This window comes from Maribacter sp. HS, from assembly GCF_048059195.1.
Classification (GTDB): Bacteria; Bacteroidota; Bacteroidia; order Flavobacteriales; family Flavobacteriaceae; genus Maribacter; species Maribacter dokdonensis.
Genome location: NZ_JAYLVV010000004.1, coordinates 272468 through 285598, shown reverse-complemented (window position 1 = coordinate 285598; position 13131 = coordinate 272468). Strand labels below are relative to the sequence as shown.

10 protein-coding genes are annotated in these 13131 nt (G+C 36.6%); 7 read left to right on the top strand and 3 right to left on the bottom strand.

Annotated features, from left to right (window positions below):
- Positions 1–83 precede the first annotated feature (83 nt).
- From VBZ51_RS10690 to VBZ51_RS10670, 5 genes are all read left to right on the top strand, one after another.
- The gene (locus VBZ51_RS10690; protein WP_416576908.1) at positions 84–2255 is read left to right on the top strand and encodes an endonuclease MutS2; all 2172 of its coding nucleotides are present in this window, start codon (positions 84–86) and stop codon (positions 2253–2255) included.
- Between the two features lie 80 nt (positions 2256–2335).
- Complete coding sequence (locus tag VBZ51_RS10685; protein ID WP_058102889.1) at positions 2336–3253, top strand: polysaccharide lyase family 7 protein; 918 nt, start codon at positions 2336–2338, stop codon at positions 3251–3253.
- 255 nt (positions 3254–3508) lie between these two features.
- Positions 3509–3928, top strand: coding sequence for a thiol-disulfide oxidoreductase DCC family protein (locus VBZ51_RS10680; protein ID WP_416576907.1), 420 nt, complete (start codon positions 3509–3511; stop codon positions 3926–3928).
- A 131-nt stretch (positions 3929–4059) separates the two neighbouring features.
- On the top strand, positions 4060–5169 hold the full coding sequence (locus VBZ51_RS10675; RefSeq protein WP_416576906.1) for a DUF748 domain-containing protein: 1110 nt from the start codon (positions 4060–4062) through the stop codon (positions 5167–5169).
- A 54-nt stretch (positions 5170–5223) separates the two neighbouring features.
- Positions 5224–6015 carry a DUF1206 domain-containing protein gene (locus VBZ51_RS10670; protein WP_416576905.1) on the top strand — a complete coding sequence of 264 codons (792 nt, stop codon included), beginning with the start codon at positions 5224–5226 and terminating at the stop codon, positions 6013–6015.
- Between the two features lie 5 nt (positions 6016–6020).
- Here VBZ51_RS10670 and VBZ51_RS10665 read toward each other — a convergent pair whose 3' ends face one another.
- Complete coding sequence (locus VBZ51_RS10665) at positions 6021–7322, bottom strand: dicarboxylate/amino acid:cation symporter (RefSeq protein ID WP_416576904.1); 1302 nt, start codon at positions 7320–7322, stop codon at positions 6021–6023.
- Positions 7323–7382: 60 nt separating this feature from the next.
- The gene (gene aroC / locus VBZ51_RS10660) at positions 7383–8447 is read right to left on the bottom strand and encodes a chorismate synthase (RefSeq protein ID WP_416576903.1); all 1065 of its coding nucleotides are present in this window, start codon (positions 8445–8447) and stop codon (positions 7383–7385) included.
- Between the two features lie 229 nt (positions 8448–8676).
- On the opposite strand from aroC, the gene VBZ51_RS10655 reads away from it, so the two are divergent.
- A complete protein-coding gene (locus VBZ51_RS10655; protein ID WP_416576902.1) occupies positions 8677–9543 on the top strand; it encodes a UDP-2,3-diacylglucosamine diphosphatase in 867 nt (288 codons plus the stop codon).
- On the opposite strand, the gene VBZ51_RS10650 is transcribed toward VBZ51_RS10655, so the two are convergent.
- A complete protein-coding gene (locus tag VBZ51_RS10650) occupies positions 9540–12458 on the bottom strand; it encodes an FAD-binding and (Fe-S)-binding domain-containing protein (RefSeq protein ID WP_416576901.1) in 2919 nt (972 codons plus the stop codon). The two genes, VBZ51_RS10655 and VBZ51_RS10650, sit on opposite strands and share 4 nt — an antisense overlap.
- A 90-nt stretch (positions 12459–12548) precedes the next feature.
- Between VBZ51_RS10650 and VBZ51_RS10645 the strand changes: the two genes are divergently transcribed.
- Positions 12549–13043, top strand: coding sequence for a hypothetical protein (locus tag VBZ51_RS10645; RefSeq protein ID WP_074674106.1), 495 nt, complete (start codon positions 12549–12551; stop codon positions 13041–13043).
- The last annotated feature ends 88 nt before the right edge of the window (positions 13044–13131 follow it).

The window sequence follows — 13131 nt, the reverse complement described above, 5'->3', positions numbered from 1 at the left end:
ATTTCATCGGATCAACCGATAATTGCTCCATCTATTAGATTTCATCGTCAATGTGTACCTTTGCCACTTATTATTAAGATAACGTGGCCAACATACATTCCAAAACATTACAAGACCTAGAATTTCCATCGGTATTACAACAAGTATCCCTTAGGTGCCATACTGAACTAGGTAAAGAAACCGCTTTACAAATTGCCCCTTTCATTACGGAAGAGGTCATCAAAATTGAACTGGGCAAAACTGCTGAATACCTATCTTCATTAGTAAGTGAAAATCGTATTCCAAATCATGGTTTTGATAGTATCAACGCCGATCTAAAGCTATTGAAAATTGAAAACACTACTTTAGAACTCCAAGGTTTTAAACGTATAGCCAGTATTTGCTTAACGGTTGCACAACATCAAAAATTTTTTAAAAAATTCAAGGATTACTATCCATTATTAAATGATTTTGCCGTTAAACTTGAACCCAATACTGAAATACCCAATCTAATCAATGGCGTAATTGATCGATTTGGAGAGGTTAAAGACAATGCCTCCGATCAGTTATTTGCCATAAGACGGCAAATTAATGCCGTAAGGGGAAAAATCAGCCAAAGTTTTGGTGCTGCCCTTAACACCTACCAAGCCTCGGATTACTTGGATGAAATAAGGGAATCGGTCGTAGAAAATAGACGCGTTTTGGCGGTCAAGGCCATGTACCGTAAAAAAATCAAAGGTGCCGTCATGGGTACATCAAAGACAGGAAGTATAGTTTACATAGAACCGGAAGCGGCCTTAAAGTACAGCAGAGAGCTAAACAACCTAGAATTTGAAGAGAAGGAAGAAGTACAGCGTATACTTAAGCTGTTAACTTCCCAAATTAGACCATTTAGAGCTCTTTTAAGCGCATATCAAGAATTTCTAACACAAATAGACGTCATAGCAGCAAAAGCTAAGTACTCGGAAGATATCAACGCTTTAATGCCTGAAATCAATGCAGACAATAGGTTGTATCTGAGGGAAGCATATCATCCGTTGTTATTTTTAAACAATAAGCGCAAAGGGGAAAAGACTTTTCCACAGACTATAGAACTTCATCAAGAAAACAGGATCATTGTTATTTCCGGTCCCAATGCTGGTGGTAAGAGTATTACGTTAAAAACCATTGGCTTGCTTCAAGTAATGCTTCAAAGCGGAATGTTGATACCTGTTCACGAGAGAAGTGAAGTTTGCTTCTTCAAAAAGATTTTAACTGATATAGGAGACAACCAAAGTATTGAAAATCACTTAAGTACATATAGCTATCGTTTAAAGAACATGAACCAGTTTTTAAAGCGATGCGATGATAATACCCTGTTTTTAATAGATGAATTTGGAACAGGTAGTGACCCTGAATTGGGCGGTGCGCTTGCCGAAGCGTTTTTAGAAGTGTTTTATGAACGCGGGTCTTACGGAGTCATAACTACACACTATGCCAATTTAAAGGCTCTTGCCAATGAATTACCGCACGTAACCAATGCCAATATGCTTTTTGACGGCAAAACATTGGAACCTACCTTTCAATTAATTTTAGGACAAGCCGGTAGTTCATTTACTTTTGAAGTAGCCCAAAAAAATGGTATCCCCTATTCATTGATCAATAAGGCGAAAAAGAAAATTGAACGAGGTAAAGTAAGGTTTGATGCCACGATTGCAAAATTGCAGAAAGAACGCAATAAAATGGCGCAAACAGGGTCTAGATTAAAAGAGGAAGAAGACAAGGCCAGAGAAGAAAGTCAGCGTTTGGAAAAACTAAATGCAAAAATAAAATCTAAACTTGAAAACTATCAAGAGCTCTACGATCATGATCAGCGAATGATCCAATTGGGGAACAAAGTAAACGTTGCTGCGGACAAATATTTTCAAGACAATAAGAAACGACCTTTGGTTTCTGAACTTTTGCGAATTGTAGAAACAGAAAACAGTAAAAGAAAAAAGAAAACGGCGCACCAGGCCAAATTGGAAAGAGCCAAAAAAGCTCAAGTTGCACAAGAAGTACAAAAAGAAGTAAAGGTAATTCGCGAGAAAAAGAAGGTAGAGAAGAAAAAGGCGATTATTAAGGAAAGGAATAAACCAAGACCAGTTTTTAAGGTTGGTGATCGGGTACGTATGCAAGATGGTAAAGCTGTTGGGAGCATAGATTCTCTAGAAAAAGGGAAAGCAATTGTTAATTATGGCATTTTCACCACCAATGTCAGTGTTGACCAGTTAGAAATGGTTGAAAAGAAAAAATAGCTTATTCGGTACTCATAAGAATTCAATGATATATACGTTCTATTAAAACAATATAATCCCCCAAAAGTTAAGTAAACGATATGAAAAAACATTTTTGTAGTCTATTATCATTAGGCATTGTTCTTAATGTATTATCATGTTCTTCATCTGACAATACGGTTATTGAACAAGAAGAAACGACCGAAGTTTTAGTAGAAGAGACCGAGATTAATGAAGAGGAAGAACCAGAAGAAGAACCAGAAATTGAAAATGAAGAAAGTCTCATTGTTTGGGAAAATTGGTACTTATCTGTTCCTATTGACAATGGCGACGGCAAGGCCACCTCTATTTTTTATGAGGATATTGTAAATGAGCAATTAACTAACGAGGAGTCCGAGTATTTTTATAAAAATGATGATGGCACGTATACCATGTTCACGAGATTTACAGGATTCACCACTTCTGGAACTTCTGAATTGGGTGATAAATATTGCAGAACGGAATTAAGAGAATTCTGGCAAGGCAATCAAAGCACGGATGATAACTGGTATATGGATGAAGGAACGCATATATTGGAAACTACCTTAAACGTTGATTTTGTTGAAGGTAACGGTAGAACTATAATTGCACAGATTCACGGAAAAGAAACCGAAGGTTTAGAGGGGTCACCAGCAACCGTTAAGATAAGATGGAACAGCGGAACCATTCAATTAGATTACTACACCGTACCTAATGATAACGAGCCATGGACCAGTACTTACGACAACAAGATAGATGTAGCCGATGTTGATAACGAAATATTTACTTTTAAATTAAAAATAGAAGATGGTAAGTGTTACTACGCATTAGAATGTGAAGCAAAAGATATTTCTATTGACTACACCCTAATGTATGATTATGTTGGTAATGGATATGCTTATCAAAATTATTTTAAAACCGGGAACTACTTTGGCTGGCATGATGATTACGAGCAAACCGCACAAGTTACCCTAAGAAAAGTTGTAACTGATCATTACTAAAAAAGATGAATTCAAATTAGACCATAATGATCTGATTGGCACACATCTCAATTGACAATCAAAAACTTACAAAAAATCGTATATGATTTTTTGTAAGTGTTTTTTTATTAAAACCAATACCCCTATTCTCGCTCCAACTTGAATTTCTTTATAATCGAACTTAAAAATTTCGCTTTATCCCCTTAACGGACTTATTTAAACTTACTTTCATTTCCTTAAATAGATCATAAAATTTAATTAGGTACACTTTCTCTAATGTATCTTTACAATGTGGAACAATCTAAAAAAATAATTCTCTTTGATGGCGTTTGCAACTTATGCAACAATAGTGTGCAATTTGTAATTAAGCGAGATGTTAACGATGTATTCCAATTTGCTGCGTTACAAAGTGAAACAGGCAAAAAGCTATTAACAGAACGAAATATTGACACCCAAGAAGTTGACTCTATAATTCTTATAGAACCCAATGTTGCCTATTACACAAAATCCTCAGCAGCTCTTGAAATTGGAAAACATTTAAAAGGACTTAAGGCAATATCTTCCATTTTACTGTGGCTACCCGAGTCTTTAAGAAATATCGTATACGATTTTATTGCTAGAAATAGATACAAATGGTATGGTAAAAAAGATAATTGTATGATTCCTAGTGAGGAATTAAAAAGCAAATTCATCTAATCTCTTGAATTCCCCTCCTAAGTTTTAAATTTTAATTCTAATAAGTATAGTTTTACTCCATTTAACATTTATGCTCATACATTTATTATCAATGACTTATATTATCAACATTGATATAAACATTGAATTTAATGAGCGATTTAAAAAGGAAACGGTATAAGAAAAAAAGATATGTAATACCTATCACACTAATAGTTTTACTAATTGCTATACGGCTCTCCCTACCCTACATCGTAAAAAATTACGTAAATAATGTTCTTGCGGACATTCCTGGTTATTATGGTCAAGTTGAAGACATTGACCTATCTATTATTCGGGGTGCGTACACCATACACGGCATGTACCTCAATACAGTTAACGGCAATACGGAAGTGCCGTTTTTAGATTTTAAAGAAACGGATATTTCCATTGAATGGAATGCCCTATTTAATGGAAGGATCGTTAGTGAAATCGAAATGAGAGAACCTACGGTCATTTATATTTTTGAAGACCAACAAGACTCCACTGCTCAGGCTGATGCTGAAGATTGGACCAAAGCGTTAACCGACCTAGTTCCAATTGATATTAACCGATTTACAGTTAAAAATGGAAAACTTGCATTTTTACAGCTGCAAGCTGACCCCAACATAGATCTGCACTTGTCTCATGTAGAACTCTCCGCAACCAACTTAAGAAATGTAGTTGAAAAATCAAGAACGTTACCATCTAACATTAAAGCTACTGCCACTTCTATCGGTAATGGTAATGTAGTATTAGAAGGTGATATGAATTTGGTAAAAGAAATACCGGATATGGATATAACATTTAGCTTGGAAAATGCCAATGCAACGGCTCTTAACGACTTTACTAACCACTACGCCGGAATTGATTTTGACGAAGGTTCTTTTGATTTGTTCGGAGAACTTGCCATTGCCGATGGATATTTAAAGGGTTCGTTTAAACCTATTTTAAAAAATGCCAAACTCATTGGAAAAGATGACGGCTTCTTGAAAACCTTATGGGAAGGCTTTGTTGGCTTTTTTAAATTCATTCTTAAAAATCATAAGCAAGATACGCTCGCCACTAAAATTCCGGTTGAAGGAGACCTTAACAGCGTAAAAACAAAAATCTGGCCCACAGTTACGCGAGTTTTCAGAAATGCATGGATACAGGCTTATAAGGACATTACAGATGATGATCTAAACTTTAAGGATGCCGCCGATGGAGCCGATAAGTTAAATGAGAAATCAAAAAAGAATTAAATTAAATATCCAATTGCTATACATACCTAGGAAAACTTATTCATCCAAACAATAATGAACGATACTATAAAAAAAATTGCCCTTAGCGGTTACATTTCCAAAGGCATCGTATTTTCCATTACAGGAATTCTAGCTTTCTTATCGGCATTTAATATGGGAGGAAGAAAAGCTGGAAAAATTTCAATTATTAATTATTTGGAACAACAAACCCTAGGCTCTGTAATTGTAGTTTTACTAGGTGTAGGACTTATTTGCTATGGCATTTGGAGATTGATACAAGGGGTAAACGACCCTGAAGGCATTGGAACCGATTTTAAAGGTTTGGTAAAACGAATTAGTTTTTCCATAAGCGGAATCATTTACTTCTCACTAGGCTTAATTGCCATTGCCGAAGCGTTCGGTTTATTTTCCATTTATAGTACTGGCAACAATAGCAAAGAACCTTCATTAAATACATCCACCCGCTCGCTGATTTTTATTATCATTGGAGGTGCCCTTGCTATAAAAGCGATATATCAATTTGTTAAAATCTATAAAGGTAATTTCATTAACAACTTTGACATACAATCCGTCACATCACTGAACACACGAAAATATATTAAAAGAATGGGTTATGCCGGTTTACTATCTAGAGGCATTGTCACCAGTATTATTTCCTATTTTTTTCTGTCAACAGGAATTGATTTAAATGCCTCTTCTAAACAAGTCAAAGGTACTGCCGAAGCTTTTTCATTTATACAAGATCAAGCTTATGGCAAATATTTATTAGGTTTTGTTGCTGCCGGTTTGGTTTGCTATGGGTTGTTCATGTTCAGTACCGCAGCCTACCGAAAGTACAATGATTGAAAAAGTTATTTTTTATAATTATCGTCCCAATTCTTAACCTTTGGTTCGTGCAACTTACCAACTGACTTTGCTACCATCATAGAAACGGAAGCGTCACCAGACACGTTAATTACCGTTCTACACATATCCAATGGTCTATCAACAGCAAATATGAGCGCTAATCCAGCTTCAGGTATTCCTGCTTGCGCAAGAACTATAACCAGCATTACCATACCTGCTCCGGGTACCGCAGCGCTTCCTATTGATGCAAGGGTAGCCGTTACAATAATACCCAATTGTGCGGAAAGACTAAGCTCCATACCAAAAGCCTGAGCAATAAAAACCGCTGCAATAGCTTGGTATAAACTAGTACCATCCATATTTATAGTTGCACCAATTGGCAATACAAAACTTGTTACTTCTTCATCTACCCCTAAATGCTCCTCTACCCTTTCCATGGTGACCGGCAGCGTAGCAGCACTAGAACTTGTAGAAAAAGCTAGAAGTTGCGCCGGTGACATGCCTTTCATGAACTTACTTGGAGAAGTTTTAGTAAAAATCCAAACCAAAAGTAGATAAACACCTAACATTAGCGCTAGTCCTAGAATAACACAGAAAGCATACCACGCCAAGGCTTTAAAGAGGTCCATACTTGGAGATTCCACGATTAAGGCTGCCAATAATGCAAATACACCATAAGGTGCCGCCAGCATAATTAAATCTATAAGCTTTAGAATTACTTCATTAAAACCATCAAAGAATTTTTTTACAGGTGTTGCTTGTTCTTCCGGTATAAGTATCAATCCTATTCCAAAGAAAATGGCAAAAAATATCACTTGCAGCATGTTTCCATTATCAGAAGCTGCATTAAATATATTACTAGGCACCAAATCTTCTAGCGCTTGTAACGGGCCCGCCTCTTTTTGCTTTTCCGCTTTAGACTTTATGGCATCGGCATCACCTTTGTAGTTTTCAACCAGTTCAGTTCTTGTCTGTTCGGTAATTGAGCCTCCAGGTTTCACAATATTTACTACTCCTAAACCTATGGTAACGGCAATAACGGTAGTGGCAATGTATATCGCTATTGTGCGCCCTCCCATCTGCGAAAGCTTAGAAATATCCTTTAAATCTGATACTCCTTTTATTAACGAGCCCAAAATAAGTGGTACCGCAATTAATTTTAATGAGTTGATAAAAATGTTACCAAATGGTTTGATCCAATCTGAAATAAATTTTGGACCCCATTCCAATTGAACCATTGCTAAAGCAAATAAAACCCCTGCCAACATTCCCAATAGAATTTGCCAATGCAACTCAAGCTTCCTCATATATAATTTAGTTTAGGGAAGTAAGATAGTATTTTGCAAGGAAAAGTGCTAAAAACGAACCTATAATTTAATAGTTCTATTCATAAGTGTATAGTCCGCTAACACCAATGCCGTCATAGCTTCTACAATGGGTACCGCTCTTGGCACTACACATGGATCGTGTCTTCCCTTACCCTGTGTTTTTACCATATTACCCTCTTTATCAATAGTTTCATAGCCTTGTATTACTGTAGCCACTGGTTTAAATGCAACATTGAAGTAAATATCCATTCCGTTACTTACTCCCCCTTGAATACCACCACTGAAATTGGTCTTTGTAGATCCGTCACTATTAAATTGATCGTTATGTGCACTACCTTTCATCTTTACACCTTCAAAACCACTACCATATTCAAAGCCTTTAACAGCATTGATCGATAGCATTGCCTTGCCTAATTCAGCGTGTAACTTATCAAATACAGGTTCACCCAAACCAATCGGTACATTTTTGGCGACGCAGGTAATTATTCCACCTATGGTATCACCTTCCTTTTTAATGGATTTTATATACTCTTCCATCCTAGCGGCCATTTCCGGATCAGGACATCTCACCACATTGGATTCCGTTAGAGCAAGATCTAATTCCGTATAGTGCTTACCTAAGCCCAAATCACCCACTTGTGAAACAAAGGCTTGTATCTCAATTCCTTTTAAGAACTGTTTTGCAATGGCACCTGCCACTACCCTACTAGCTGTTTCCCTTGCTGAACTTCTTCCTCCACCACGATAATCCCTAAAACCATATTTCTGATCATATACATAATCTGCATGAGACGGTCTGTAAGAATCTTTAATATGACCATAATCCTTAGACTTCTGATTGGTATTATGTATAGCAAAACCAATTGGAGTACCAGTGGTCTTACCTTCAAAAATACCGGAATAAAATTCTACTTCATCCGGCTCTTTACGCTGGGTAACTATAGCAGACTGCCCGGGTTTACGACGATCTAAATCTTTTTGTATGGCTTCAAAATCTAATTCAATTTCAGAAGGACAACCATCTATAACTCCACCAATTGCCCTACCATGAGATTCTCCAAATGTGCTTACCCTAAATATATTTCCAAAGCTATTACCTGCCATAATTAAGTACGTTCTTTTTATGTACGTAAGTTATCACTACTTACCATTTCACAAGCTTCAAAGGTAAATGTTAAATGCATGAAAGAAAAATTTATAAAGTGCTTAATATTACCTTAACCTAACTGTTTTGTGATAATGATTAATTAACCTAATCATTATAGATTGTTGACCCTCCAAATGACTGGCATGTATACCATTAGGTTTAATTTTGCCCTAAAAATTACCCTCATTGAAAAAACGTCGTCTTGAAATAGCGGTTCTATCTGATATTCACTTAGGCTCATACGCTTGTCACGCGGAAGAATTACTAACATACCTATCTAGTATTGATCCTAAAATACTAATTCTTAACGGTGACATTATTGACGCAAAAAGAATGCGCAATAATTACTTTCCTCCAACACATTTAAAGGTAGTCAAGAAAATATTCTCATTAGCAGCAAAGGGAACTGTGGTACACTACATAACAGGCAACAAGGACGAACCTTTTAGAAAAATAGATGACATCTATATGGGTACCATTCAGGTGTCAAATAGACTTTCTCTAAAGCTAAATGGCAAAAACACGCTTTTTTTACATGGCGATATTTTTGACTTTTCATTTAGACATTCCCATTGGTTATTGAATTTTGGTGAAACTGGTTTTGATACCTTGTTAAAACTAGCAAAATTAAAGACCAAGGTTTTAGGACTGTTCGGTAAGAAAAACAAGCCGTTCTCCAATCCTGAATTAGATTATGGCGAAAGAGACCCAAACCAAATCTCCCTATTTGAAAATAACGTTGTAAAAATGGCGGTAAACCATCATTATGACCATGTGGTCTGTGGCCATAGCCATTCTCCCAACAAACAGCTTTTTGAAACCAAAAAGGGCGAATGTCTGTACTTAAATTCTGGCGATTGGGTAAAACATATGACTGCCCTGGAATATTCTTTTAAACGCTGGAAACTGTACCGATATGAAAATGACAAACTAGCATCGTTCTATATGGATGAAGAACTCAAATCTATGAACATGAACGAGTTAATTGCTACCATTACCCAAAGAAAAGAACGGGAGTCTAAAAAAGCAAAAGACGGTTTTACCGATAACTAAGCAATTAAAGCTTCTTTTAAAACACTTACCGGATGTTTCGCGATTCTCTTGGTCCCGTCAAAAATTTGGTGCCTACAACTTGTTCCATTTGCAGCTATAATGGTTTCTACCGAAGATTTATTTACTGCAGGAAAAAGTTTTAAACCACCAATTTTCATACTGGTCTCGTAATGTTCTTCCTCATAACCAAAAGAACCTGCCATACCACAACACCCAGAAGGTATAATAGTCACTTTATAATTGCTGGGAAGATTCAAAATATCAAAGGTAACTTTCTGGTTACTCAGCGCTTTTTGATGACAATGATTATGAATCTTAATATCTTTGGCATTAGTTGTAAAACTGGTCGAATCTAAATTGCCATCGCTTACCTCCTTAGCTAAAAACTCCTCAATTAAGAATGAATTATCGGCAATTTTCTGTGCAACTTCTTTATCACCGGTCATTCGCTTATACTCATCCCTAAATGACAAAATTGCCGAAGGCTCCAAACCTAAAACCGGCAACCCGGCATCTGCGAATTTCTGTAATTGTTCAGAATTCTTGATAGCTAATTTTTGAGCTTGTTTCAAAAACCCTTTTGAAAGGAATGTTCTTCCGCTTTCAGCATAGTACAATGAAACATCATAACCAAGTTTTGTCATCAATTCAATAGCATCTTTACCAACTTCAATATCCAAATAGCGAGTAAATTCATCTATAAACAGTACAACCTTCTTACTTTTTATAACTTTCTTATTATCAAATTTTTGAAGGTGTTTATCAAAATTAAAGCTATAAACCTTTGGCAAGCTTCTTTCTTTTGCCACACCGCTGGTTTTCTTCAATAATCCTCCAAGAAATTTAGAATCGTATACCGCATTGGTCAAGCTAGAAACCTTACTGCCCAAACCATTCAATTTAGTATTATAGGCAAACAATTTACCGCGTAAAGAATATCCGTTCGCTTCTTGATATTGATACAAAAACTCTGCTTTTAAAGTAGACACATCTACATTGCTGGGACACTCACTTGCACACGCCTTACAACTTAAACAGAGATCAAAAGCCTCTTTAATTTCAGGGCTGTCAAATCTATTTTTGGCAGAACTATTTGGGTTGGTCAAAAATTCCCGTAAGGTATTGGCTCTTCCCCTTGTGGTATCTTTTTCATTTTTTGTAGCATGGTAGCTCGGGCACATTCCGCCTTTTGCTTTGTCTGTTTTTCTACAGTCGCCGCTTCCATTACATTTTTCAGCAGCTTTCAAAATACCTTGACTATCAGAGAAATCCATCAACGTATCAACCTCTGGCTCTTTACGGTCAACTTCGTACCTAAAAGACTGGTCCATGGGGTAGGCATCAACAATTTTACCGGGATTGAAAATTCCTTTAGGGTCAAAATATGATTTTATCCTTCTTAACAATTCATAGTTCTTTTGCCCAATCATTAAGGGTATGAACTCGGCACGCACAATACCGTCTCCGTGCTCCCCACTAAAAGAACCTTTATATTTTTTGGTCAACTTGGCAACATCGGTTGTTATTGCCCTGAACAAGCCCACATCGGCAGATTTTTTCAGGTTGAGAATTGGTCTTAAATGGAGCTCACCCGCCCCTGCATGGGCATAATAAACCGCACTTTGACCATAACCCTTCATAATCAAGGAAAACTCAGCAATAAAATCTTTTAAATCTGGCAATGCTACAGCCGTATCTTCTATACATGCTACCGCCTTCATATCTCCCACAATATTACCTAAGAGCCCTAAACCTGCTTTGCGCAGCTCAATAGCCTTGGCAATTTGATCACCGTACAATACAGGATTGGCATAACTTAAACCTGAATTTGCAATTGTTTTTTGCAATGCCGCAATCGCATCTTCCAATTCCTTCTTTGTATGCGCAGATACTTGCAGCATCAACAAGGCCGCTGGATCACCTTCAACAAAAAACCTATTCGCCAATTGAGCGCGGTTATTCTTAGTACAATCCAGAATAACCTTATCCATCATTTCACATAGTTGTAATGGATGTTCCATTACCGGAACAACATCCATCAAACAATCTTCCAAAGTGGTATAATGGGTGATGACCATCGCAGAAAGTGCAGGCGGTAAAGGATTTAATTGCACGGTTATTTCCGTTGTAAAAGCTAATGTACCCTCGCTTCCACATAGTAGTTCCGCCATATTAAAATAAGACAAATCACCCCCAAAAATATCTGTTTTCAATAACTCATCAACAGCGTACCCAGTACTTCTCCTATGTATTTCTGGTTTTGGAAAATTTTTCTTAATTTCTAGAGCTATTTCTTTATTTGATAGCTCATTATACACCTTTTTATAAAGTGAAGCTTCAAATGAATTTTCCTGTAATTTTTGTTTAAATTCTTCTGTAGAAATCCTTCCGAACTCAGCTTCGCTACCATCGGACAATACAGTTTTCATAGAGATAACTTTATCTCTGGTAACTCCATACTGAATAGATGTGGTACCAGAGGAATTATTACCTACCATACCACCGATCATACATCTATTAGATGTTGATGTATTAGGACCAAAAAATAATCCGTATGGCTTTAGATATTCATTCAATTCATCTCTAATGACTCCCGGTTGAACAGTAACCTGTTTTTTAGCCTCATCCACACGAATAATGTCGGTAAAATGTTTTGACACATCTACAACCAAACCATCGCCAACACATTGGCCCGCTAATGAAGTACCTGCAGTTCTAGGTATAATACTAATGTTTTCATCATTGGAAAAACACACTATTTTCTTAATATCCTCAACAGACTTTGGAAAAGCCGCACCTAATGGTATTTTACGATACACCGATGCATCGGTAGCATAAAGTGTTTTGGTAAGATTATCAAATTGTACATCTCCCTCTAAATCTTCTCGTAACTTTGAAAGCAAATTATTATCCAACGTAACACAATTTTGATTGCTAAATTAAGTTTTATTGTGTGAGCCACATTATAAATTAGCTCATTTTTCATCACAAAAACCTATAACTATATGAAGATTTTAAAAAGTATTATAGCCTTGTCTTTACTGGCAACATGTACAATTTCCGCTCAAGATATTGCCGATCACGCACTTGGATTAAGATTAGGAGATAGCGATGGCTTTGGCGCAGAGATCAGTTATCAAAAATCACTAACTAGATACACTAGAGCAGAATTTGACCTAGGATGGAGAGATAGTAGAAACTTTGACGCTTTTAAGTTAGCCGGTCTTTACCAATGGGTAAGACCTATTGAAGGAGATTTCAATTGGTACTACGGTGTTGGTGGCGGTTTAGGAAGCGTAGACTTCCCAAACAACCCCAATAACGACAATGATGGCGGTCTTTTTATATTCGCGGCCGGAGATATAGGTATTGAATACAATTTTGACATACCCCTAATTCTATCTCTAGACTTTAGACCAGAACTTGGCGTCATAGGATACGATGGGTTCTCTGACAATTTTGATTTTGATATAGGACTAGGAATTAGATACCAGTTCTAACTACAAAAATAGTATTAGAAAAAAGACCTTTAACCTTGCGTTAAGGGTCTTTTTTTATATCTCATATATAAGTACATTTGTAGCTTAA

Excerpts from the sequence above, each read along its gene's own strand:
- VBZ51_RS10645 (WP_074674106.1), top strand. The coding sequence starts at position 12,549 with ATGAAGATTTTAAAAAGTATTATAGCCTTGTCTTTACTGGCAACATGT.
- VBZ51_RS10680 (WP_416576907.1), top strand. The coding sequence starts at position 3,509 with ATGTATCTTTACAATGTGGAACAATCTAAAAAAATAATTCTCTTTGAT.
- VBZ51_RS10675 (WP_416576906.1), top strand. The coding sequence starts at position 4,060 with ATGAGCGATTTAAAAAGGAAACGGTATAAGAAAAAAAGATATGTAATA.
- aroC (WP_416576903.1), bottom strand. The coding sequence starts at position 8,447 with ATGGCAGGTAATAGCTTTGGAAATATATTTAGGGTAAGCACATTTGGA.
- VBZ51_RS10670 (WP_416576905.1), top strand. The coding sequence starts at position 5,224 with ATGAACGATACTATAAAAAAAATTGCCCTTAGCGGTTACATTTCCAAA.
- VBZ51_RS10665 (WP_416576904.1), bottom strand. The coding sequence starts at position 7,322 with ATGAGGAAGCTTGAGTTGCATTGGCAAATTCTATTGGGAATGTTGGCA.
- VBZ51_RS10685 (WP_058102889.1), top strand. The coding sequence starts at position 2,336 with ATGAAAAAACATTTTTGTAGTCTATTATCATTAGGCATTGTTCTTAAT.